This is a genomic window from Aeromonas sp. 600527 (assembly GCF_049175415.1).
Lineage (GTDB): Bacteria > Pseudomonadota > Gammaproteobacteria > Enterobacterales > Aeromonadaceae > Aeromonas > Aeromonas veronii_A.
The window spans coordinates 63966-88020 of the sequence record NZ_JAAKVA010000005.1; the positions used below are offsets into that span (position 1 = coordinate 63966).

At 59.2% G+C, this 24055-nt stretch carries 21 protein-coding genes; 1 reads left to right on the forward strand and 20 read right to left on the reverse strand.

Going from position 1 to position 24055, the window contains the following annotated elements; translation table 11 throughout:
* Window positions 1-8: 8 nt before the first annotated feature.
* The gene (locus G5154_RS08730) at window positions 9-644 is read left to right on the forward strand and encodes a DUF2057 domain-containing protein (protein ID WP_421244941.1); all 636 of its coding nucleotides are present in this window, start codon (window positions 9-11) and stop codon (window positions 642-644) included.
* Between the two features lie 68 nt (window positions 645-712).
* On the opposite strand, the gene G5154_RS08735 is transcribed toward G5154_RS08730, so the two are convergent.
* The 20 genes from G5154_RS08735 to mshE all read right to left on the reverse strand — a co-directional run bounded on the left by G5154_RS08735 (window position 713) and on the right by mshE (window position 24008).
* Window positions 713-1576 (reverse strand): SIS domain-containing protein, encoded by an 864-nt coding sequence (locus G5154_RS08735; protein WP_005342915.1) that lies wholly within the window; start codon window positions 1574-1576, stop codon window positions 713-715.
* Between the two features lie 32 nt (window positions 1577-1608).
* Window positions 1609-3057, reverse strand: coding sequence for a metalloprotease TldD (tldD, locus tag G5154_RS08740; protein WP_421250823.1), 1449 nt, complete (start codon window positions 3055-3057; stop codon window positions 1609-1611).
* 133 nt (window positions 3058-3190) lie between these two features.
* Window positions 3191-3997 carry a carbon-nitrogen hydrolase family protein gene (locus G5154_RS08745; protein WP_421250824.1) on the reverse strand — a complete coding sequence of 269 codons (807 nt, stop codon included), beginning with the start codon at window positions 3995-3997 and terminating at the stop codon, window positions 3191-3193.
* Between the two features lie 25 nt (window positions 3998-4022).
* Window positions 4023-4343 carry a Dabb family protein gene (locus G5154_RS08750; RefSeq protein WP_421250825.1) on the reverse strand — a complete coding sequence of 107 codons (321 nt, stop codon included), beginning with the start codon at window positions 4341-4343 and terminating at the stop codon, window positions 4023-4025.
* A 34-nt stretch (window positions 4344-4377) separates the two neighbouring features.
* Window positions 4378-8271, reverse strand: a complete 3894-nt coding sequence (locus G5154_RS08755; protein ID WP_421250826.1) for a YhdP family protein — start codon at window positions 8269-8271, stop codon at window positions 4378-4380.
* Window positions 8272-9741: a ribonuclease G gene (rng, locus tag G5154_RS08760; protein ID WP_005340056.1), complete on the reverse strand. Its 1470-nt coding sequence runs from the start codon at window positions 9739-9741 to the stop codon at window positions 8272-8274. It lies immediately after the preceding gene.
* 95 nt (window positions 9742-9836) lie between these two features.
* On the reverse strand, window positions 9837-10424 hold the full coding sequence (locus tag G5154_RS08765; RefSeq protein ID WP_005342909.1) for a Maf family protein: 588 nt from the start codon (window positions 10422-10424) through the stop codon (window positions 9837-9839).
* Between the two features lie 2 nt (window positions 10425-10426).
* Window positions 10427-10912: a rod shape-determining protein MreD gene (gene mreD / locus G5154_RS08770; protein ID WP_005342908.1), complete on the reverse strand. Its 486-nt coding sequence runs from the start codon at window positions 10910-10912 to the stop codon at window positions 10427-10429.
* Window positions 10912-11805, reverse strand: a complete 894-nt coding sequence (mreC, locus tag G5154_RS08775) for a rod shape-determining protein MreC (protein ID WP_005342907.1) — start codon at window positions 11803-11805, stop codon at window positions 10912-10914. The genes mreD and mreC overlap by 1 nt, the downstream gene beginning before the upstream one ends.
* A 42-nt stretch (window positions 11806-11847) precedes the next feature.
* On the reverse strand, window positions 11848-12888 hold the full coding sequence (locus tag G5154_RS08780; protein ID WP_005340051.1) for a rod shape-determining protein: 1041 nt from the start codon (window positions 12886-12888) through the stop codon (window positions 11848-11850).
* A gap of 204 nt (window positions 12889-13092) precedes the next feature.
* The gene (locus G5154_RS08785; protein ID WP_421250827.1) at window positions 13093-16785 is read right to left on the reverse strand and encodes a DUF6701 domain-containing protein; all 3693 of its coding nucleotides are present in this window, start codon (window positions 16783-16785) and stop codon (window positions 13093-13095) included.
* On the reverse strand, window positions 16785-17210 hold the full coding sequence (locus tag G5154_RS08790) for an MSHA biogenesis protein MshP (protein ID WP_421244846.1): 426 nt from the start codon (window positions 17208-17210) through the stop codon (window positions 16785-16787). The genes G5154_RS08785 and G5154_RS08790 overlap by 1 nt, the downstream gene beginning before the upstream one ends.
* A gap of 37 nt (window positions 17211-17247) precedes the next feature.
* Window positions 17248-18177 (reverse strand): type II secretion system protein, encoded by a 930-nt coding sequence (locus G5154_RS08795; protein ID WP_216979619.1) that lies wholly within the window; start codon window positions 18175-18177, stop codon window positions 17248-17250.
* Window positions 18177-18800 carry a type IV pilus modification PilV family protein gene (locus tag G5154_RS08800; RefSeq protein ID WP_421250828.1) on the reverse strand — a complete coding sequence of 208 codons (624 nt, stop codon included), beginning with the start codon at window positions 18798-18800 and terminating at the stop codon, window positions 18177-18179. Before G5154_RS08800 ends, G5154_RS08795 begins: the two co-directional genes overlap by 1 nt.
* Window positions 18787-19275 carry a prepilin-type N-terminal cleavage/methylation domain-containing protein gene (locus G5154_RS08805; protein ID WP_005342902.1) on the reverse strand — a complete coding sequence of 163 codons (489 nt, stop codon included), beginning with the start codon at window positions 19273-19275 and terminating at the stop codon, window positions 18787-18789. The genes G5154_RS08800 and G5154_RS08805 overlap by 14 nt, the downstream gene beginning before the upstream one ends.
* A gap of 53 nt (window positions 19276-19328) precedes the next feature.
* Window positions 19329-19772, reverse strand: a complete 444-nt coding sequence (locus G5154_RS08810; RefSeq protein ID WP_421250829.1) for a prepilin-type N-terminal cleavage/methylation domain-containing protein — start codon at window positions 19770-19772, stop codon at window positions 19329-19331.
* Between the two features lie 14 nt (window positions 19773-19786).
* Window positions 19787-20458, reverse strand: a complete 672-nt coding sequence (locus G5154_RS08815) for a type II secretion system protein (RefSeq protein WP_421244849.1) — start codon at window positions 20456-20458, stop codon at window positions 19787-19789.
* 77 nt (window positions 20459-20535) lie between these two features.
* Window positions 20536-20997 carry a hypothetical protein gene (locus G5154_RS08820; RefSeq protein WP_421250830.1) on the reverse strand — a complete coding sequence of 154 codons (462 nt, stop codon included), beginning with the start codon at window positions 20995-20997 and terminating at the stop codon, window positions 20536-20538.
* 77 nt (window positions 20998-21074) lie between these two features.
* The gene (locus G5154_RS08825; protein WP_421250831.1) at window positions 21075-22295 is read right to left on the reverse strand and encodes a type II secretion system F family protein; all 1221 of its coding nucleotides are present in this window, start codon (window positions 22293-22295) and stop codon (window positions 21075-21077) included.
* A gap of 3 nt (window positions 22296-22298) precedes the next feature.
* Window positions 22299-24008, reverse strand: a complete 1710-nt coding sequence (gene mshE / locus G5154_RS08830; RefSeq protein WP_236346262.1) for an MSHA fimbrial ATPase MshE — start codon at window positions 24006-24008, stop codon at window positions 22299-22301.
* Window positions 24009-24055 lie beyond the last annotated feature (47 nt).

Here is a 24055-nt window from a genome sequence, read left to right on the forward strand (position 1 = left end):
GGAGTCTTATGATGGCACGATCCTCCCTGCTCTCTCCCCTACTATTATCCCCCCTGTTTGCCCTGCTGCTCAGCGTACCGGCACAGGCGGCCCGGCTGGAGCTGGCCGATACCCTCACCCTGCTCGCCTCGCCACAGGGCAAACCCTCGGCCTTCACCCGGACCATTGAGCTCCCGGCGGGAGAGTCCCGACTGCTGGTGCGCTTTGACAGCCCAAGTGACCCTCGATCCACCAACGAGAGCCCGGGACGCGTGACCTCAGCTCCTCTGCTGGTCACCCTTACAGCACCAGCACAAGGGACGCTGCAACTGACCACCCCGGTGCTGACCAGCCCCTCGGCTATCCGCCAGTTTGCCGCCAGCCCGACCCTGCTGCTGAGTGACGACAAGGGCATATCACAGCCGCTGACACTACAAGCCCTGCCACGCAGCCAGGATGGTCTGGGCACCGATTACCAGGCCCTGCTGGCGAGCCATACACCAACAGCAAGTCCGCCCCCCATTTTCGCAACACAAGCCGCAACTACCATTCATACCGCTTCGGCACTTACGCCGGAGCAGGCGGATGCCACCCTGCGGGAACTCTATCTGGCGGCCGATGCCAAGCGGCGTAAAGCCTTTATCCGCTGGGCCCTTGACCTCTAGCAGACAACAAAAAACCACCTGTTCAGGTGGTTTTTTGTTGTACGGATGATACAGAGGCAGAGCCGACCTCACTCCTTGTTGAGTCGGTCGATGGCATCCCGGGTACCGTCAATCAGTGCCCAGGCTCGCTCGTCTCTGCGCTGCACCAGGCCGAGGAACAGGATGTCGGTAATGGTGTTCTGGGCGGTACGTGAGGAGATGGAAGAGATACGCAACTCGTTCTCCTCCGCCACCGTATCCAGCACCATGTCGGCCATCTGGCGCAACTGGGTTTGCCGGAACGAAGTCACGGCAATCAGGGTGGCACCATTGCGCTTGGCCAGCTCGGCCGCCGCCAGCACATCACGGCTGGCGCCAGAATAGGAGATGACCAGTTGCACATCACCCGGCCCCAGGGTCTGGGCGATGGAGATCTGCACATGGCTATCCTGGGCAAACAGGGTAGTTACGCCGATCTTGAGCAACTTGTACCAGAGATCCTTGGCAGTCAGTGCCGAACCGCCAATCCCCACCAGCTGCACCCGCCCGGCGCCATCTATGGTATCGAGTACCTGCTTCAGCAGAGCACTGTCGAGGGCCTGAGTGGTCTCGACGATGGAGTTGATCTTCTCCTGCGCCAGCTTCTTGGCCATGGTCTCCAGATCATCGTCCCGCCCGATGCCATTGTAGAGATCACCGACATTGTCGGTCTTGATGGCATGCTTGCGCCCCAGATCCTCGCTAACCGCCAGCTTGAAGGCGGTGAAGCCCTTGAACCCGATCTTCTGGGTGAACTTCACTATGCTCGACTGGCTCACCTCCGCCTGCTGGGCCAGCTCCTGGGAGGAGAAGCGAGTCACCTGCTCCGGGCAGGAGAGGATGTAATCGGCAATCTTGAGCTCGCTAGGAGAGAGCTGGCTCCGGATATTGGATATTTTCGACAGGGTAAGCATGATTTCTCTCTGTTCTTGTGCTGCGTCGAGGCTTACTGGGTGCCACCCACGGTGAGTTGATCCAGTTTAAGGGTGGGCTGGCCGACACCGACCGGCACGCTCTGCCCCTCCTTGCCGCAGATGCCGACCCCGCGATCCAGCGCCAGGTCGCTCCCCACCATGGAGACCTGGCTCATCGCCTCGGGGCCGTTGCCGATCAGGGTCGCCCCCTTGATGGGGGCAGTGATCTTGCCATCCTCGATGAGGTAAGCCTCGGAGGCGGAGAAGACAAACTTGCCGGAGGTGATGTCCACCTGACCGCCACCGAAGTTGGGGGCATAGATGCCCTTCTTCACCGAGGCGATGATCTCGGCCGGATCGTACTGACCCGCCAACATGTAGGTGTTGGTCATGCGCGGCATCGGCATGGCAGCGTAGGATTCGCGGCGCCCGTTGCCGGTGAGTGGCACACCCATCAGGCGGGCGTTCTGCTTGTCTTGCAGATAGCCCTTGAGGATACCGTTCTCGATCAGCACGTTGTAGCCACCCGGCGTCCCCTCGTCATCTATGCTGACGGAGCCACGCCGACCCGGCAGGGTGCCGTCATCGACGATGGTGCAGAGCTTGGAGGCCACCTGCTCGCCGATGCGACCGGCAAATGCGGAAGAGCCCTTGCGGTTGAAATCGCCCTCCAGACCGTGACCCACCGCCTCATGCAGCAGCACACCAGGCCAGCCGGCACCCAGCACCACCGGCATGGTGCCGGCTGGCGCGTCGATGGCTTCCAGATTGACCAGCGCCTGACGCACCGCTTCACGCACATAGCCAAAAGCGCGGCTCTCCAGCCCGTCCAGTTCGAGGAACCAGTCGTAACCAAAGCGGCCACCGCCACCGGCACTGCCACGCTCGCGGCGATCCCCCTTCTCGGCGATCACGGTCACCGACAGCCGCACCAGCGGACGCACATCAGCGGCCAGGGTGCCGTCGGTGGCGGCCACCAGCACCTCTTCGTAGACGCCGCTGATGGAGGCCATCACCTGATTGATGGCGGGATCCAGACTTCTGGCGAACTTGTCCATCTGCTCCAGTAGGGCGATCTTCTGGTGCTTGTCGAGGGTCTGCAGCGGATCCATGGCCGGATAGAGCAGGTTCGCTTCGGTGCGAGTCCACGCCTTCACCTTGCCGTGAGCACCTGCGGCGGCGATGCCGCGAGCGGCAGTCACCGACTGTTGCAGCGCCAGCAGGCTCAGCTCGTCCGAGTAGGCGAAACCGGTCTTCTCGCCGCTGACGGCGCGCACCCCGACCCCCTGATCGATGTTGTAGCTGCCATCCTTGACGATGCCATCTTCCAGCATCCAGGACTCGTGCCAGCTGCGCTGGAAATAGAGATCGCCGAACTCCACCTGATGGCTCATCAGGCTGCCGAGCAGCTGCTGCAGGCGCCCTTCGTCGAGGTCGTTCGGGGCCAACAGGGAGGCACTAACCTGGCTCAATAGACTCAATCTTCTTCTCCACTCTCGTAACGAGCTGTTTTAAATCGTCTTGCCGACGGGTTGGCAACAAGCCACACCATCACAACAAACGGGCATGCTCCAGCACGGGCAAACGGCTGCGTTTCAATTTTTCACCACACCATCAGAGCAAACGGGCGTGTTGCAGCACTGGCATGGTGCGTTTCAATTCGTCGATAAGCCCGGGCTCCATCTTCGCCAGCACGGTACCGCACCCGGACTCTTTGCTGGCCAGCACCCGGCCCCAGGGGTCGATCACCATGCTGTGGCCCCAGGTCTGGCGCCCCGTTTCGTGAGTGCCGCCCTGATTGGCCGCGACTACGTAGCACTGGTTTTCGATGGCGCGAGCCCGCAGCAGCGGCTCCCAGTGCGCCTCGCCGGTCACGGCGGTAAAGGCGGCAGGCACCAGCAGCACGCGAGCTCCAGCTCGGGTCAACTGGCGGTAGAGCTCGGGAAAGCGCAAATCATAACAGATCGAGAGGCCGAGGGGACCAAACGGGGAGTCCACCAGCACAGGTGCATCCCCCGGGCTGAAGGTCTCCGACTCCCGATAGCGGCCGTGATTGTCCGCCACATCCACGTCGAACAGGTGGATCTTGTGGTAGTGGCCCCTGAGCTCACCGCTTGGGTCAAACACCAGCGAGCTTGTGTGGATATGGTCGGAACCTTCGATGGTGGTCGGCACAGCCCCGGCCACCAGCCAGATGCCGTAATCTCGTGCCCATTCGGCCAGCTGCTGCTGGATTGGGCCCTCACCTATGGTCTCGGCCCCATCCAGATAACCCTGCCGCTCGCCAAACAGGGCAAAGTTCTCCGGCAACAGCACCAGCAGCGGCCGCTCTTTGGGCAAGGCGGCCAGCTCGGCGGCGATCTGCTCCCGGTTATCCTGCCAGTGACGGCCAGATACCAGCTGTATTGCGACTAACCACATGACTCTCTCCTTGTCGCTTGGGCCATCAGATGGTGACAGCATCACCCGCCTGCAGGGTGTAATCCAGCACTATGATGCGCGCCAGCACCGGGCGAAAGATGGCCTTGAGGGCATCGTGATCAGGATGGGGCATATAGCGCTGGCGGGCAGCCTCGTCGGCAAAGGTCATCAGCACGGTGTGGGTAAAACCGTCATCCCTCCCCTCCGGGCTGTCATTCTCACCCCACTCCACAGCAGTCACACCGCTGACCTGATGCGGAATGGCGAGAAAGGCGGTACGCACCGCATCTATCTGGGCAGGCTTGGTGTCCGGCTTGAAGGCGATCAGCAGGATATGTCGGATCATGGCTCACTCCTTGTGATGGTGCCGGGCCGCTCGTTCAGCGCTGAGCAGGCCCCGCGTGTTTGGGGCTCAGCAGGAAAGGGGTCACCTCTTGCGTTGGCAGGCTGGGAGCAACGGCGTCGACCGCCTCTTTCTGCTGCTGGTTGAGCTTGATGCGTGCGCGATCGCGCCCCGCCTCAATCAGCTTGGGTGCGTCGAGCGGGCCCGAGATACGAAAGTCGATGCGGGTCACCACATCCACCACCGGCTCCAGCAGTTTGGAGAGGGCCAGCACATAGAGACCCGTGATCGGCGTGATGGAAAAGGCCGCCACCACCGGCAGGGTGCCACCCAGGTTCGGGGAAAAGCTCAGCTCGTAGTCGAGCCGCCAGCGCACCAAATCGGCGATCCCCTCGCCGCGCAGATTGCCTGCAGCCCCCTTCATATAGAAATCATTGTTGCTGACCTGCCCCTGCTTGATGGTGGCAGAAGCAGACATGGATTCGAAGTAGAAACCCTTGTCGAACACATCGCGAAAATCGAGGCGCAGCTTGCGCAGCAGGGAGTCGAGACTGAGCAGGGAGAGCAGCCGTGCGCCCTTGTCGTTGACCTCCCGCAGGGTGCCCCCCTCCAGCTGATAGTTGGCACTCCCCCCCAGAGTCGGCAGACTCGGGCGATAGGGCACATCCTGCCAGTTGAGATCAAAGGCGAGGGAGCCGGGGGCATCACCGATGGGCGAGGTGTAGCCGAGCCGCTTGAGCAGCAGCTCGCTGTTGTTGCTGGTCAGCTTGCCACGGGCCCGCGTCTCCATCCGGTTGCCATCGGCCAGCCAGTCGACGCTGCCGGCAAGCTGACTGCCTGCCAACCGCATATCCAGCCCCTTGAGAGTCACCTTGTTGGCGCCCGGCAGCAGCTCGCCTTTCACTTCGCCAAGCGGCAACTCGCCAAAGCGGCAATCGACACAGCTGAATGTCAGCCAGGGAATCGAAGCCATGATGGCGTTATCCTGCTTCGCATCGGGATCCGGGCTGAGATCCGAACTCTTGCCGGACCAGTAGATGCGGGCAAACTTGGCATCCACCGGACGGTTGGCCACTGCGGGCAGGCGGATCACCCCCATCACATCGGGGCTATCGATCATCACTTCGGTCGCCTGATTGGTCGGTCCCACGGTGAAACGCGCCGCCTTGAGGGTGGCACTGCCGATATAGGCACGGGCCAGCTGCCCATCCACCCACCACTCCTGTGGCAGGAAGGCAGGGCCGACTACCGCATTACCGGTCTGGTTCTGCGCTGGCAGCCATTGCTTGAGTCGCGCCAGCCAGCCGCCCACATCGGCCTCCTGCTGGTTGATGGCAAGCAACATGGGGGCATCGCGCATTACCCGGGCACCCGGTTGGCCTATATCAACCCGCACCCGACTGAGATAAGGCACCCCCTCGCCGTAGACCAGCCGGGTCTGCATATCCACATCAGCCCCCAGCACGGCGCGAATGTCGGCGCTGCCATCCCGGCCACGGGCGATCACCTTGAGCGGCAGCCGGCTGGCGCTGCTCTTGGCCAGCGGCAGCGGCAGATCCAGCCCCATCCCCTGCAGGTTGGAGTCGAGCGCCAGCTGGAAGCTGAACGGCTTGCTCTCGGGCAAGATCAACTCGAGCTTGCCGCCCCAGTTGCTGCGGCCGTTGAGGATACCGTACGAAGAGATGGCGGCGGGTTGGCGGCGGCTATCCCATTGCCCCTTGAAATCGAGGTCGACCTGATAGTGATCCGGATGCTGGCGCCCCTGATAGTCGAGGGTCAGCGGCTGGTTCCACAGGCTCGCCTTGAGGTTGCTGAAACGGGTCTGCTGGTTGTCATACTCGAGGCGCCCCTGCACCTTCTCCAGCGGCAGATCCAGACTGGCGACCCGCACCTTGTTGTTGCTGAAGGTGGCATCGCCACTCGCCTTCACCTCACTCTCGCCATCGAGAGGAATATCGAGCTTGACCGATCCTGCCATCGGGCCACGGATCTCGATCTCCCGCAGCGCCTGTCCCACCGAACTGCCCAGCGGGGAGTCCTGCAGGTAGTCGCTGATGGCCTTACCCTCCCCCTGCACCTTGGCATCCACATAGAGGTGGGCGCCTGGGGAGAGATCCGGGATCCAGGCATGCACCGAGTCGGAGCTCGCCTTGCCAAGTCGGGTGGAGCGGCTGCGCATATCGAGGCCGGCATTCTGGAACAAGAGATCGATCTGCAGGTCGGTGAGCGGTTGCCAACCAGGGAAGAACTCGTAGGTGGCCCGCTCCAGCGGCACCGCCACCTGGAAGATGCCATCACCTTTCTCATAAGGGAAATCCCGAAACTCCCCATACCAGAGCAGGTCGGCCCCCTTGGCCTTGCCCCCCTTGATGGCGCCGCTCAGGTAATCCACCAGCCCCTTGTCCATCGCCTGCAGCGGGAAGTAGCGATCCGCATGGCCCGCATTCTTCACATCGATGCGACCGGTCAGGGCGAGGAAAGGGTGCTCGAACAGATCGAGGCGGAAACGGCTGGACAGGGTCAGATCCGGGTTATCCAGCGCGATATCCTGCCCGTACAGCACCCAGCCCTGTTCCTCGCGCCACCAGTCGAGGCGGGCCGAGAAGTTGTCGACCGGGATCGGCATCTTGAAGTGACGGGCGGGATCCACTTTGTCGTTTGCCAGCGCCACTCTGGCGCTGCCCCCCTTGGGGGTGAGCCAGAATTCACCGTTGAGATCCTGCATCCCGGGCACGTCGTGCCAGGCATTGAGGCTCACATTGACGATCTCGCCGCTGAGGGATATATCCTGCCACCCGGCATCCGCCTGCAGGGTCAAATCTGTCAGCTTGCCCTTGGGTTTGGTCTGCTTGAGCAGCTCGCTCTGGGCAGGATAAATCGCGGAGACCAGCTGGCTCAGCTGGGCAAGCTGGTCGAGATCGATCTGCGGCACATAGCCCTGCACCCGCTCACCGATCCGCTCCAGCTGCAACCGGCTGTGCAGCCAGGGTTTACCATCCAGCTTGAAGGTGACGCCATGGCTGGCCAGTTGCCAGTTTTCACCATCGCGGCGTAGCTGAACCTTGCCGCCATCGAGGCCGAAACGGTGCATCTCCCCTTTCTTGGGATCCTTCCAGATCAGGTAGTTGTTGCCAAATGCCAGTAGGGTATTGCCCAGCTTGCCGCTGTCAAACTCGCTCCAGAGCTGGAAATCGAGCTGCCCGGCCACCTTGGGTTCACCAGCATGGATCCTGGCGAGGGTCGGGGTAATATCGAGCTGGCGGGCACCCAGATAGAGCTGCCCCTTGAGGCGATCGAGCCGATCTTGTGGCGTATCTACATCGAGTATCAGGTCCAGGGTGCTCTCGCCTACCCCGTTGATGAGATAGGCCTTACCGACCCCCTGATGGCGCTTGCCACGATTCTGCCAGCGCAGTTGGGCAATATCGAGTGCTCGCATGTCGCCCAGTGCGGTGGTGACATTGAGCCGGGTGTTATGGATGTCAAAGGTGGAGAGCTGGGTCAGCAGAAAGCGCAGCAGGGCGCCCTGCTGGGGATCGCCGGAAGGGCTGTCGTCAGCCGGTTGGCGCAAGTCGAGGGTGATATCGCCATCGCTGAGGATCAGCTCGCCAAACACCGGCTTTAGCTCGTTAATAGTGCGCCAGAAGTCGAGATGCACCCAGGCCTTGCCGAGCTTGACGGTATAGCGTTTGGAGTCGGGGGCAACGGCGAGCTGTTGCAGTTCGAGGGCCGGGCCTGATTGTGTCCAGCTCAGTCCAATTTGATCGACGCTGACCTTGATTTGCGAATCGCCGAGCAGAGTGTGGATAAGGCTCTCTCGATACTGATTCAGCAAAGGGCCCCCGACCCGCACCAGGGTGACCAGCATGGCCAGCAGTACGAACAGGACCCCCAGGGCTAACCAGCCCCGACTCAGCCAGCGATAGACCAATTACATCATCACCACGTCGAACTGCTCCTGGCCGCAGAGAGGCTCGCTCACCACCCGCACCTGCTTGCCGATAAACACTTCCAGCTCCGCCAGACTGTGGGACTCCTCGCCATGGAGATAGTCGGCTACGGCAGGGGCTGCGTAGACGGTGAACTGATCTGCATCGTAGGCACGGTTGACCCGGATGATCTCCCGCAGGATCTCGAAGCAGACCGACTCCACCGTCTTGACCCGGCCGCGTCCCTTGCACTCGGGACACTCGGAGCAGAGCACATGCTCCAGACTCTCGCGGGTGCGCTTGCGGGTCATCTCCACCAGGCCCAGCTGGGAGAAGCCGTTGACGTTGGTCTTGGCGCGATCCTTTGAGAGCGCCTGCTCCAGACTGTGCAGCACCCGGCGGCGGTGATCTTCCGACTGCATGTCGATGAAGTCGATGATGATGATGCCACCGAGGTTGCGCAGGCGCAGATGACGAGCGATGGCTGCCGTCGCCTCGACGTTGGTATTGAAGATGGTCTCTTCCAGATTACGATGGCCGACAAAGGCGCCGGTGTTGATATCCACCGTGGTCATGGCTTCGGTCTGGTCGATGATGAGGTAGCCGCCGGATTTCAGCTCCACCTTGCGCTCCAGCGCCCGCTGGATCTCGTTCTCCACATCGTAGAGATCGAAGATCGGTGACTCGCCGGGGTAGTACTCCAGTTTGCTGGCCAGCTCCGGCACATACTCTTCGGTGAAGCGCTTGAGCTGATCGAAGCTCTGGCGGGAGTCAACGCGGATCTTGTCGAGTTCTGCGCCGACGAAATCGCGCACCACCCGGAATGCCAGACTGGGATCCTCGTAGAGGATCTTGCAGGGGGGATACTTCTGCTTGCGCTCGAGGATCTTGCGCCACAGCCGCTTGAGGAAGGCGGCATCCTGCTCCAGCTCCTGCTCCCCCACCCCTTCGGCGGCGGTACGGATGATGTAGCCACCCAGCTCATCCACATAGCCAGCTACGGTGCGCTTGAGGCGCTCCCGCTCCGCTTCGGACTCGATTCGCTGGGAGACGCCGACGTGAGCGCTGCCCGGCATAAAGACCAGATAGCGGGAAGGCAAGGTGATATCGGTGGTGAGACGGGCACCCTTGGTACCCAGCGGGTCTTTCACCACCTGCACCATGATGTCCTGCCCCTGACGCACCAGCTCGGCGATATTGCCGACCTGGAACTGCTCCTTCTCCTTCACAGCCACACACTCGGTATGGGGCACAATATCGGAGGCGTGTAAAAAGGCCGCCTTGTCCATACCGATATCGACGAAAGCCGCCTGCATGCCCGGGAGCACCCGGCTGATCTTGCCTTTGTAGATGTTGCCGACAATGCCGCGTTTGGCCTGACGCTCTACATGCACTTCCTGCAGCAGACCGTTTTCGACCAGAGCGACCCGGGTTTCGGAGGGGGTAACGTTAACCAGCAGTTCTACCGACATAACTAACCTTGCCTGTTCCAGTTTTGAATTCTTATACAGCCAATCCGGTACAACGCGCGCAAGGAAGAACGCAGCAGAGCACAGCTGACGGAAAATTACTTGTGTTGTTCCAGATGCTGCTTGATCAATAGATCCGTCTCCAGCAGCGGCAGGCCGACCACGGCGCTATAGCTGCCTTCGATGCGACTGACAAACTTGCCGGCAATCCCCTGAATGCCGTAGGCCCCGGCCTTGTCACAGGGCTCTCCGGTTTGCCAGTAGGCCTCAATCTCGGCCTCGTCCAGCTTGCGAAACGCCACGTTGGTGGTGACCAGTCGCACATCGCAGCGCTCGGGGGTGGCCAGCGCCACCGCGGTCATCACCTGATGTACCTTGCCGGAGAGCGCCTCCAGCATATCCTTGGCATCGAGCAGATCGGACGGTTTCTCCAGCACCCGATCCCCCAGCACCACTATGGTGTCGGCACCCAACACCGGCAACGCCGTCGGCGCACACGCCACACCAGCCATCGCCTTGTCGCGGGCGAGACGGCAGACATAATCCTGCGGTTTCTCCCCCTCTTCCCGTTGCTCCGGCACATCCAGTTTCAGCACATCAAAACGATAGCCAAGCTGGGCCAACAGTTCGCGACGACGGGGGGAACCCGATGCAAGATAGAGTTGCAGTTCGTTGTTTTTGCTCATATTTACCTGATATTGAAGCGGCGCCGCACTTTGCGCAACACCAGAAACACCCAGGGCCATATTAGCATCGTCGTCAACGTCGACCAAAAGTAGGCGAAGTTGAGGCTGGCCCGGCTAAACAGGTGTTCGGCCCAGAACACCGTCAGCTTGCCTACCAGCGACAGCCCACCGATGATCAGGGCCTGCTGCCAGAGGGAGAAGTTGCGGATCTTCTGGAACTGGAATGCTGCCAGATAGGTGGTGATGGCCATCGCCATGGCCCGCACGCCGAGGGTGCTGCCAAGCAGCACATCCAGCAGCAGGCCGGCCACCCAGGCGGTGCCGACGTTGGTCCGGTGCGGCAACGCCAGTGCCCAGTAAATGAGCACCATGGCCAGCCAGTCCGGACGAAATGGATCAAATTCGAAAGGAAGCGGCAGGATCGACAGGCTCAAAGCCAGCAGGATCGAAATCCAGATCCAGATCCTGCCGCTGGCGGGTTGCAGCATCAGCGAGTGGCTCCTGCGGCGGAGGCAGCCGTTGCCACCCGTTCGCCATTCTCATCATCGTGTACTTCGGGTTTCTTGTCGGTCCACAGCAGCAGCAGATAACGCAGTCTGTCCAGCTCCACCAGCGGCTTGGCCTCGACCTGGGCGAAGGGCTTGCCCTCCACATATTCAGAGCGGGTCACGGTCGCCACCGGATAGCCTTCCGGGAAGCGGCCACCCAGACCCGAGGTGACCAGCAGGTCACCCACCTGAATATCGGTGTTGCGCGGCAGGTTGCGCAGCTCAAGCTTGTCGAGCTCGCCACTGCCGGAAGCAATGGCGCGCAAGTCGTTGCGCAGCACCCGCACCGGAATGCCGTGGCTGGAGTCGGTTATCAGCAGCACGCGACTGGTGGTGGAGCCCACGTGGAGCACCTGACCAATCACACCCTGATCGTTGATCACCGCCTGACCGTTATAGACGCCATCCAGCGCCCCCTTGTTGATCAGCACCTGATGGCTGAAGGGGTCAGAATCCACCGACAGCAGCTCGGCCACCATCTTGCGGGACTCTTTGTGCACCGGCGAACCCAGCAGCTCGCGCAGCCGCTGGTTCTCGTGCTCCAGATGATCCATCTTGAGCAGGCGAGAGCGCAGGGTAAACAGCTGTTGCTCCTGCTGCTTGGTCTGCTCGATGAGATCGGCACGGGTCTGCACCTGGGTCGACATGGTGTCGAGCAGGGTACCGGGCGCATTGGCCATGTATTGCAGGGGACTGACTAACGAACTGAGGTAGACGCGGACATGGGTAAACACACCGAAGCGGGAGTCCGCGACGATGGCAGCAATGGAGATGATGACGGCGAGAAACAACCGTAACTGAAGCGAAGGGCCTCTACCAAAAATGGGTTTCATGGGTCGTCAAAAAAGAGCCGGCACGCTGGCCGGCTTTGGGTCTTATTCGTAGTGGAACAGATCGCCACCGTGCATATCGATCAGCTCCAGCGCCTTGCCGCCGCCACGGGCCACACAGGTGAGGGGATCTTCGGCCACGACGACAGGAATGCCAGTCTCTTCCATCAGCAGACGGTCGATATCTTTCAGCAGAGCGCCACCACCGGTCAGCACCATGCCGCGCTCGGAGATGTCGGAAGCCAGTTCCGGCGGGGACTGCTCCAGAGCCACCATAACGGCGGCCACGATACCGGACAGCGGCTCTTGCAGCGCTTCCAGGATTTCGTTGGAGTTGAGGGTGAAGCTGCGCGGTACACCTTCAGCCAGGTTGCGACCACGGACTTCAATCTCGCGCACCTCTTCGCCCGGATAGGCGGAGCCGATCTCGTGCTTGATGCGCTCGGCAGTGGCTTCACCGATCAGGCTGCCGTAGTTGCGACGGACGTAGCTGATGATGGCTTCGTCAAACTTGTCGCCACCGATACGGACGGACTGGGAGTAGACCACACCGTTCAGGGAGATGATGGCCACTTCGGTAGTACCACCACCGATATCAACCACCATGGAACCGGTTGCTTCGGACACCGGCAGGCCGGCACCGATGGCAGCAGCCATAGGCTCATCGATCAGGTAAACCTCGCGGGCACCTGCACCCAGAGCGGACTCCTTGATGGCGCGACGCTCAACCTGAGTGGAGCCACACGGTACACACACCAGCACACGCGGGCTGGGGCGGAAATAGTTGTTGTCGTGAACCTGCTTGATGAAGTGCTGCAGCATCTTCTCGGTCACGTAAAAATCGGCAATCACGCCGTCTTTCATCGGGCGGATCGCGGAGATGTTGCCCGGGGTACGGCCCAGCATCTGCTTGGCGGCATGACCGACAGCAGCGACCGATTTGGCGTTCCCGCGCTCTTGGCGAATGGCGACAACTGAGGGTTCGTTAAGGACGATCCCTTGATCTTTTACATAGATCAGGGTGTTGGCAGTTCCCAAATCGATCGACAGATCGTTGGAAAAGACGCCTCTGAGCTTTTTGAACATGGCTACGGGAAATCCTAAGAATTTGGAGGTGCAGAAAACCGGCTAACTTTACCAATGCCCACCCCAATCGGCAAGCGCTCAAACTGTCGCCAATCAATCAGGCGCGACAAAAATGCGAGTCATCACTCACTCGCACACGCTTGCAAACACTAATAAACAAGGATTTAGGGGGATGCTGCTGAGCCATCCCCCCTTTCACATTATTCAATGCAATACTTCGCGCCGATAAATAATTCTGTCATTACCACGGCTGGAGCCGAAAATGGCCTCCCCCTGCAGGCTGGCCGGGTCAGACAACCAGATCGGCTGCGACGGCTGTTTTGCCAAATCGACCTTGTAGGGAATGCGCACCGAGATATCCGGCTTGGCAAAGTGGAACAGGATCTCCCCGTCTTTCGCCAGTGCAGCGTCCCCACCGGGCGCCGAGCCGCCCAACCCCAGCTTGATTTTGCGACCCGCCCCCAGATTCAACTCGCGGGTCGCAGCATCAAAGGTGTGACTCGAATTGAGGAAAGTGAACCCCTGATTGGCCAAAGAGAGCTGGGTACACTGATCTTCCTTGTTCAGCAGCCAGTTGCCAGCGTCGTAATATTGCATTTGCTGCGGAATGGCCAGCGGCGCCGCAGTCAGCCCCGCAGCCGTACCAGCTTGCAGGCGACCGTACAACAACTTTTGCGTACCGAGTAACACCGCATTACACCCAACACCGGAACATGCCCCAGCCACAGCAGTATTCATATTTGGATTAGCCAACAGTGTATTACCGCCATCCTTATCATCGACTTTGATACCAAAGCTCAACGTGGCAAAAGGTGCTTCTGGACTCGCGGCGCGATCAAAACGGGTATTCAGCCCCAAAGGCGACTGCTGATTGATACTGGCGACACCATTTGCCCAACTGAGCGATGGCGACAACGTAATACGCTGGTCACGCGCAATGCCATCCAAAGCATTAGCCGCCACCATCTCAGCAACCCCTTTAGCGAACGCCCCCTTATAGTTCTGTGTCGTCCCTTTCTGCAGATTGCGTGCAGTGAGGACAAAACCGCTGGCAAAGGGCTGACTCATGTATGTAAAGGCATTGCAGGCTGGAGTGATAAAACCGCCGCTCAAACTGTAATCCCAAGGCACAAAACGACCGATGGGGGCGCTGGTTACAGCTGGTATTGTGTAGGTGAAGTAACTACCAGCAGGTGGGTTCGCTGTCATCCTGAACACTCCCACCTCACTCACTGTCTGACTAACGCTATTAACACTGTTGGGTGCAGCCACATGGCTATAGGTGGTAGTCCCCAGCGTTGCATTGGTGCCCGGATTGGGTGCCACCAGCGTACTGCCCAGAGCAATATTGGGCAGGGAAAAGTTGGGCGTAGTCAGATTCCCGGCGCAGATATCCCCATCATTGGCTGACTCCCAGGCCATCGCCTTGATATCTACCTGGAACGTATCCCCCGCTTTCTTGAAGACTGGACAGCTGCTATCACCTGCCGCGCATACCCCTTGCGGAGGGGTAATGCACAAGCCCACCGGACGCGCCACAAACTGATCCGCTCCGAGCATCACCAAACCGGCCTCACTGCCAGTACCATCATAACGGGCATCCAGTTGCACCTTGCCCGCATCCGGATAATTAACCGTGATGGTCGACTGCCCCTGAGCATCAAATGTGAGGGAAAGCTGCGTCGCAGCTCCCTGACTGGTACTGAGCACACTATTGTTAATGCTCATCTTGCTGTTGTAAGGGTTGCTGGCCGGAGAGATATAACTGCTCCAGAACTTGACGCTCTTGGTCTGACTGGCAAACCCCGGCACACACTGCTTGGTCACATCGCTCTTTTTGACTGCCTTGATAGTCACCGTCTGCGGCTGATTGGAATAGGTATCAGGCACATCAAAGAAGAAGCCGCTATCGGCAAAGTTCAAGGTACAGGCGGCAGCACTGGGCGTACCAGCCCCAGCCTTGCACAAGGTGGTACTGAATGGCTTGGTCGTCGGAGTCGAACCGGAAACGCCGATGGTTACTGCGGTCGGCGTATTGTTGCGCAGCTGCACAGTGGTCGAACCGCCGCTGAAGGTCACTGTATTGCCACCAATCCAACCATTGCTGGCAGAAATTGGGGTTAAACTCAGGGTCGCGGTCACCGGGTCTGTGATTAGTGTGGTACAAGCGGCATTGGCGCATGCCTTGACAGTCACCGTCTCGGGATTGCACGTCAGCGCCTGACCGGAGTGGTCAAGCTGGAAGTGGTCAATCTGAACACCAACCGGGTTGGATCGCAGAGCACAGATCTGCACATTGTCGAGTTCATGGACGTTGGTGGAGCCCCCGGTCGAACCGGTAAGAGAGAGCAAAAAATCACTCGGCACCTGAGTCTGGCCGCTCTGACTCTGAGCATTGAACGAGTCGATCAGCGTAATGTAGCCATTACCGGTATCTCGCTCTATTTTCACCATCGACTGGCCGGCAACACGTGAGTCAATGGTAAGTTGATACTTGTGGTTAGCATTGCCATTCCCATCAACTGCCGGGCTCAGGCAATTTGTGCTCGTGTTGGTCGTGCCGTTGTTACAGGTACCCCGCAGATAGTTGTAACCACTTGTTCCTGAACCGGAACCACGGATAACCACCGCCTGCCGACGCTGCCCCACGTTGGCCGTCCCCCCCTCGCCCGAGTAGTTACCGAACTCGTCGAAGCCAATCCCCAGCCAGCCTCCTGCAAAACCGGGGATACCCGGCTTGAAACCATAGCCAAGCGGACCACCAAATGCTCCGGGCTGTGGTGTCACTGTCGCATCGGATAGCACTACCGCCATACCATCAGCCCCGTTGCCACCGTAGGCATAATGGTTAAAGGAGATGGTCACCAGATTGTTCGCTGCCGGAAATAACCGCTGATAGGTAGTTGAGGTGGCCTGATTACCCACCGCTTGGGTCAAGCGCAAGCGGCCGTTGACAATTGAAGGGGTGAAAGAACCACTACTGGTCTTCACCACCCAGTCACTGCTCAGAGAGCCGGACGAGAAGTTATCGTTAAAACAGGCCAATGGCGGAGTAAATGCCTGGTCATTGATGGCGCTGCTACTTGCCATCGTCAGGGAACGGCTGGTCGTACGGCCATTGATGACGGAGGTATTGTTCAACACCAGTGTCTGATCGGAATAAACATACCCATTCAGCAAGGTATCGTTATTCAGGGTGATATCCTGATACCCAAATAGCAGCAGAGAACCCGTACTGGCACGATTCAATACAGCACCGTTGAGCTGGACTGCCTGATTGACAAAGATCCGCACATCTCCCTGTACTTCAATCTCGGCCCCCTGGTTTAGAGTCAACTGCTCGATCCAGTAGTCTCCGCTAGGCAAAATAAGCTTGGCACCACTGCCAGCCTCTATCTTCTGGATCCGATACTCGGTGCGCGCTGAAGAGAAGGTCACGGTGCAACTGCTATACAGGGAGAGGCTGGAGAACTGATACTGACTTGCACTGCCTAAACTGATAGCCTGCCCTGCACTACAGAAAGGGACTCCGCCACTACTACCATTCCCAGCTAAAAATGCGTTACCCCCACTGGTGGATAGACCCTGAATCGTATCGGGTGTAATCGTACATAGTCTTCTACTGCCATTGCTGTTATCACAGCTATCAACAGGCATTCCCGCATTTTGGTTGGAATAACAGAAATTTAGGGTTCGCCCCTCTGTGCCGGTTATCTTGGCGCTGCCATTCATGGTGAGAGTGGAGTAGTTATTTCCCCACCACCCACACCAGCCATTACTCGTGCCACCATGGCCTTGTACAACAGCAGGAAACGTTGTCCCATTATTGATAGTTTGAAAGGCCCCTGCTGCGCCACTAAATAGCCACACGGCTGCGACGATCCATAAATTGCGCATCAGGGTGTTCCTCCATCATAAGCTTCGACCATCAGGGTTCGGCTCACGGCAAAATCAGGGTTGGCACTGTTAAGGTCCGAGCTGCCACAGGTTCCGACACTCTCGAGACGATAGCCATTGGTCACAGATCCGTTGTAGTTCACCGGCACCGTGGCGCAACGAACCACAGCCTGACAGTTGGTCAGCCCTGGATTGCTGGCAAAGCTCAGTGGGCTGCTTGCCAGGCAGACCGCTGGGGGGGTCGGTTGGGCAAGCGTGCGCTTGGGGAACAACCGATAGAGCGCCACTTCCAGCCCGCTCTGGGCGGCCAGCAGGGCCCGCACGCTGCGCACCTCCACGGTATTTTTCTCGCCGCTATCGACCAGAAAACGGCCCATGGCAGCCGCCAGCAGTGCCATCACCACAATCACAAACAGGGCGATCATCAAGGCACTGCCTCGCATCCGTCCGAAAGCCTGTGGATCAGGGCACATTGAACACCTCTATCTTGTGGTTGAAGGTGACCGACTCCCCCTTGCGTTCGAACACAAAGCGCATGCCAAACTCCCCTTCGGCGTTAAACGCCGAGGTTTCCCGATAGAAGGTTCCAATACGAAGGGAATCGGCCATCAATACGCCTTGTGCAGGTAAGGATGCTCCAATGGGGGCAGTGGCACGGATCAGCGTGTTTCCTTCCACACAGTAACGTACCTGCTGGTTGGCAAAGTAGACCCGGCTGCCCGGAGAGAGACCAGCCAGGCTCTCGGCACTGGTATAGCGGATGGTTTGCGCTCCGGATACGGGCGTCAGCACATCCGTGACCTTGGCCACGCAGCGGCCATAATCGCAGCCAGCCGTGAGCGAACCGGCATTTTTGTCCGGCACAGGGAAGACGATCAGCTGATCATTTTTTTTGACGGCGGTGGCATCCACATCCAGTGGGTTGGCAGCAGAAGCCGGGGTCGCCATCACCAGCTCAAGGGTGGCCGTGCTCCCCGACATAGCACGGTTAAGCGCCAGATAGCGGCTGGAGGTGCTGATGGGCCAAAACCGCAGACAGGCACCGGAGTCGACCCATGCCCCGCCAGTCGTCTCGATCCGCTCCGATCCCGGCACCGCATCGCGCAGTTCGCGGTTAAGCCGCTCCATGGCGAAGCGGGCATCGCTCATCAGCTGCTCACGGCTGCTGGCATCGCCATAAATCTGGGTACCGATACCGATAAACTGGCTGGTAAAGGTCGCCATTATCCCGAGCAGCAGGATGACCATCACCAGCTCAACCAGGGTAAAGCCACGGTTACCCCGAGGTTTGTGGTAGGTTCGATTGGCCACCAGGCGTAATCTGGCGCCGGAGTTGGCTAGGGGCGCTGATATTCTGGTAGAGAGGCAACCCCCGACAGCAGAGCGATCCATCAGTAGTTCCCCCGGTAGAAGGAGAAGTCGAGCACGCTCTGATCCGGTAGCTTGATCTGCAGATCAATACGCTTACCCACAGAGCAGGGTGCGGCACAACTCTTGAAGGTGCCGTCGCTGAAATCGGCTCCGCTCACCACAATTTTCACCTGATAGTTGCGATACTCCTCACCGCCGACTCCCGCTGCAGTCTGAGTCAGGGTGTTGGCATCCACCCAATTACCTGCGGTATCGAAATCATCCACATCGTTATAGGCATAGGATGCGGGCTCACCATCAGGACCATATTGACTAGGCTGCCAACCAGCAATCGTCGGAGCAGGAGGTTGCTGGGTACATGCCACGCCAACAGGGCAACTGCAATCCCCATAAAATTGGCCATTAAAGGTCTCGCCACAACGATAACGACCACCGTTATGATCCGAATGTTCATCAAACGACTTTTGCAGGATCTCGCCGGAGAGGCGCTGGGCAAGCTGGGCGGCGCGCACCTGCTGCACCGGATCCACTGCCTGAGGTGCTTGATTGATAAGTAACCCCAACATACCGGTCAAGGCCACGGCCAGCAGCACGATGCCGACGATCAGCTCAATCAGGGTAAAACCACGCTTAAGGGATCTCATGGATAAACCCCTCAGACTCAATCTGGATGCGGCTGGTTTCGCGACCATCACTCACCTGCAAGGTACAACCGGCGGCGCAACTGCCTAGCGGCCTCCCCATCTGATCGAAGCGCAGCACGAAGCTGTTGTTGCTGTTCAGGGAAAGAGTGATGCCTTCAGAGACGGTTACCAGCCGACCACGGGTGCGCAAATTGTCGGTCCAGCCACTGCCCAGATCATCGCTGGCAGGACACGCAGTATAAGTTCGGTGGGCAAAACGGGGAGAGGCGACCACCAGCTGGGTACAGCGGTTGGCAGGCTCATGCATATTGACGGTCTGCACCAATCGCAGCCGGGTCAGCAGCTCGTCACGCACGGTTTGAGTTTCAACGCCGCCTTTGCCCAGCCATTTGGGCACAGCAAAGGCGGCAAGAATCCCGAGTAACAGGATCACCAGTACCAGTTCAATCAGGGTAAAGCCCTTGGTTGCAGGCATGGTTTTTCTCATTGGGGAAAGAAGAAAGCGAGGCCGAAGCCTCGCTTGCACGCTTACTTACAAGTATCCGCCAATTCAACCTTGAAAGGAGTGTCTTTATCAGTAGCTTGCGTATAGGTCACATAACAAGAGTTACCCTTTGTATTATCAGGATAAAAATCTGCAGTGCTCCCTGTAGGGGTCGCAGGAGAAACAGACCAACCATCCAATGTAAGTGCATTTTTAACTGTCGCAGCAGTCGGATAACCATAAATCGCCTGAACTGTAGTTCCAGCAACAGATACGGCAGAAGACGATGCCTCAAGACCTTCCAAAGCAGCCTTGCTATAAACCAGATTAGCTGCACTCTGCAGTGCAGATTGAACCCCCTGCGCAGCAGACTTACGTGCATCATCCTGCAGATTCAGGAACTTGGGTGCAGCAGTGACCGCCAGAATACCCAGAATGATGATCACGATAACCAGTTCGATCAGGGTAAAACCCGCCTGTTTTTTCATTTCACTTTCCTCTGTTAATTAATATTTGTGGTCACCTGACCGGATGCCGGGCGGTAACTGAAACTCATAAATGCATCAGTCTTGCCTTGCGGATCCTGATACTTGCCATCACTGCCCTTACTCAAACTATTGACCAGATAGTAACGGCAGACCGAATCCAGTCCATTACTGCTCACAGTGGCATAGTATTTCAGGTCATTGCCGCTACCGCGCACTTCATTGAAGCTGGCCGTAGCCTTGGGCGGGTTTTGCAGTAGTCCCTCCCAAATATTGAGACAACGCTCGGCTGTCAAATTGGCTGGGTCCACATCCGGATTACCGCTGGCCGCAGTATCCATGGGGTAGCCAGGGGACAACTCACCATTGCTGATCTGGGCATCCGTCGGTGTGGTCAGATAAAAGCGACTGCCATCATAGAGCACGGTATTGAGGCTATCCTGTTTGGCTCTCCCTTCCGCTTCCCACTGGGCCCGAACCAGAGATACACCGGTAGCAAAGCCACCAGATACACCCTCGACGCTGGCCTTCTTCGCCTCGTCGGTCACATCCAGAAAACGGGGCAGCGCCGTTACCGCCAGGATCCCCAGGATCACGATAACGATCACCAGCTCAATGAGGGAGAAGCCAGCAGCCTGTCTTGTCACCCCGTTATTTGGCATTGATGGTGCCATTGGTTTCATTTTCATGCTCCCTTGGTAATGGCCGATATTATTTCATGCAGACCTAAAAAAATCATGTAGTTGGGTCATATGATTAGCCTCATTCAAGGCTTTTTCATCACTCGCCCGTCGGAAAACAGATAAACCAGCCAATAACCATCCCATCCTATCTCGCAGCCACTGCCATCGGGGCGAGCCAGAAACTGTAAGGGTGGCATGCTCCCCTCCGTCTCGCCCACCAGCGCAAGCCACAACTGACGACAATTCTCTGATGGGGATTGCGGGGGCAATAGTCCGAGTGGCCAGCCACGCTCATCAAATTGCCAACCATGACCGGCGCTATGCAGGGTGCCGGGGCGCCGCTCATTCAGCCAGATCCCGTGCAAACGCTGTGCCCGCTCGGCAAATTGCTCCCCCAGCAGGGTGAGCGAAAGCTGTTGCGCCTCGTCCCGGTTGATCTGATAGCTGTGCACCAGGGTCGTGACGATCACCATCAGCAGGACTATCACGGCGATCCGCCGATATCCGGCCAGCCAGCGATCATCCTGTTGTGTCTGTCTGCTCATCCACTCCTCGACTCCCTCGCCCTATTGCCTCTTACGACGCTCATCATGTCCCGCCAATCAGAGTTAAAGATGCATGGTTACTTACCCCGAACAGCGCGCATCATGTCCCACATCGGTGTAAAGATCCCGAGCGCCAGGATCAGCACCATCACCGCCACGATCCCGATCAGGATCGGCTCGATCCGTGCAGTGAGACTCTTGAGGTCATAATCCACCTCCCGCTCGTAATACTCGGCCGCTTCATGGAGCAGGTCATCGACCTGACCGGTCTCCTCCCCCACGGCAATCATCTGCATCACCAGCGGGGTAAACAGGCCGCTACTGCTGGCTGTGCGCAGCAGGCTCTCGCCCCGCTCGATACCGGCGCGCATATCTCGTACCCGCCCCGCCATCCAGGCGTTATCCACCGCATCGGCCACCAGGGTCAGCGCAGTGTTCAGCGGCACCCCTGCCTTGAGCATCATGGAAAAACTGCGGGCAAAACGGGCCAGCAGGGAGCGCTCTATGATGGTGCCGACGATCGGCAACTTGAGCTGCCAGCGGTGCCAGGTCAGCTTGCCCTTGGTGGTGGCGACCCAGCGGCGCCAGCCGAACACCATCCCCGCCAGAATGGCGAGCAGCAGCCACCAGTAGTGGACGAAAAAGTGGGAAGTCGCGAGCAGAATGCGGGTCGCCAGCGGCAACTCCACCCCGAATTTGGCGAACATGCCGGCAAACACCGGGATCACCATGATATTGAGGATTACCATGGCGATACCGATGGCGATCATCACGAAGCTGGGGTAGCGCATGGCGGTCTTGATCCGCTTGCGAGTCTCCAGCTCCAGCTCGAAATAGTTGGCGAGCTGCAAAAAGGACTCTTCCAGCTGACCTGTGTTCTCACCCACATGGATGATGGCGACAAACAGGCTGCTGAATACCTTGGGGTGCGCCTGCATCGAGCTCGAAAGCGGGCGACCGTTGCCAAGATCTTCCCCCAGCGAGTGAAGCGCCCGCTTGAGCGGCTTGCTGTGAGTGCTCTCCTCCAGCCCGGCGATGGCGCGCAGGATCGGGATCCCGGCCCGCGTCAGGGCATACATCTGGCGGCTGAAGATCACCAGCTCATCCAGCTTGACGCCCCCTTCCAGCAACAGTGACCAGTCGATGGCCGCGGATTTGGCCTTGCCCAGTTTCAGTTCGGTGGGCATCACCCCGCGGCGCATCAGCTGCTCGGCGGCCGCCATCTCGTTGGCCGCTTCGACCACGCCACTGGTGGCGTTGCCCTGGCTGTCACGCCCCTTGTAAGCAAAGTTAGCCATCGCTTACCCCAAATCCTCGGCCAGTCGCAGCACCTCGTCCACCGAGGTGATCCCCTGACGGGCATAATCGAGGGCTGTGAGGGCCAGCGGCCGATAGTGTTCATGTTGACGGGCCGCCTTGGCGAACCCTTCCGCATCGTTGCGGCGCAGGGCATCCATCATCGGCTGATCCAGCTCCAGCAGCTCGTAGACCCCGATCCGGCCAGAATAACCGGTAAAGTTGCAGCTCTGGCAACCCCGGCCCTTGTGATAGGTGTGTTGGCCGGGCGCCTCGCCGGAGAGTACGGTGAGCCAGGTGGCCTGCCCTTCGTCGGGCGCCTTCTCCTCAACGCAGTGCTCACATACCCGCCGCACCAGCCGCTGGGCGACCACCGCTCGCAGGGCGCTCGCCACCAGATAGCCGGGCGCCCCCATGTCGATCAGACGCAGGGCACTGGTCACCGCATCGTTGGTGTGCAGGGTGGTCAGCACCAGGTGACCGGTGATGGCGCCACGCAGACCGATCTCCACCGTCTCGTTGTCCCGCATCTCACCCACCAGCAGGATGTCCGGGTCCTGGCGCAGGGTGGAACGCAGCACATGGGAAAAGGTGAGACCGATCTTGGGATTGACCTGCACCTGGCTGATACGGGGCAGACGATACTCCACCGGATCTTCGACCGTGATGATCTTGTTGCTGGACTGATTGAGCTCGGAGAGGGCGCCATAGAGGGTGGTAGTCTTGCCGCTCCCGGTCGGGCCGGTCACCAGGATCATGCCGTGCGGGCGTTTGAGCTGACGGCGGAAACGGGTCAGGATCTCCGGCGGCATGCCGGTCTCGGTCAGTGACAGAATGCCGGAGGATTGATCCAGCAGACGCATCACCACCGACTCGCCATATTGCACCGGCATGGTGGACATCCGCACATCGACATCGCGGCCGCGCACCTTCATGTTGAAACGGCCATCCTGCGGCAGCCGCTTCTCGGAGATATCGAGCCCGGCCACCAGCTTGAGGCGCAGCACCAGCGCCTGGGCGATGCGTACCTCATTGAGGATGTTTTCGTGGAGAATGCCGTCGATCCGCTGGCGAATGCGCAGCACCTTCTCGTCCGGCTCGATGTGGATATCCGACGCCCCCACCTGTACCGCATCCTCGAACAGGGAGCGCAGCAACTTGGCTACCGTCGCCTCCCCCTCGTCACTGGCCCCCAGATTGCCGGAACCCAACTCGAAGCCGGAGTCCTGATACTCCTCCTGCAGCTGTTCGGCGAAGCTCTCAATCTCGCGGGTACGGCGATAGAGGCGGTCAAAATAGTCCAGCAACTGCCCTTCCCGCGCGACCGCCAGCACCATCTCCCGCGGGCTCAGCAGGGCGGCGATGGCATCCAGCGCACTCAAATCCGCCGGATCCGACATGGCCACCGTCACCTTGTTGTCGGTGAGGTTGACTGCCAGCGCCCGATAACGGCGTGCCTGCACTTCGGGCAGCAACGGCACAGCAGCGGCGTCGATGGTGAGGTTATTGAGATCGAAGAAGGGCACATCCAGCTGGCGAGCGAGGAACTGCAGTAGCTGCACCTCACTGATAAAACCGAGGTCAATCAGAGTGGTACCCAGTTTGCGGCCGGTCTGACGCTGCTGCTGCAAGGCAAGCTGCAACTGATCATCAGAGATGATCTGCTCTTGAACCAGCAGGTCGCCGAGGCGCATTTTCAGTCTGGGTTGTGCCATGTTTGCTCCGATATCTGTTACTTCACACCCGTTGCCACATCCGATGA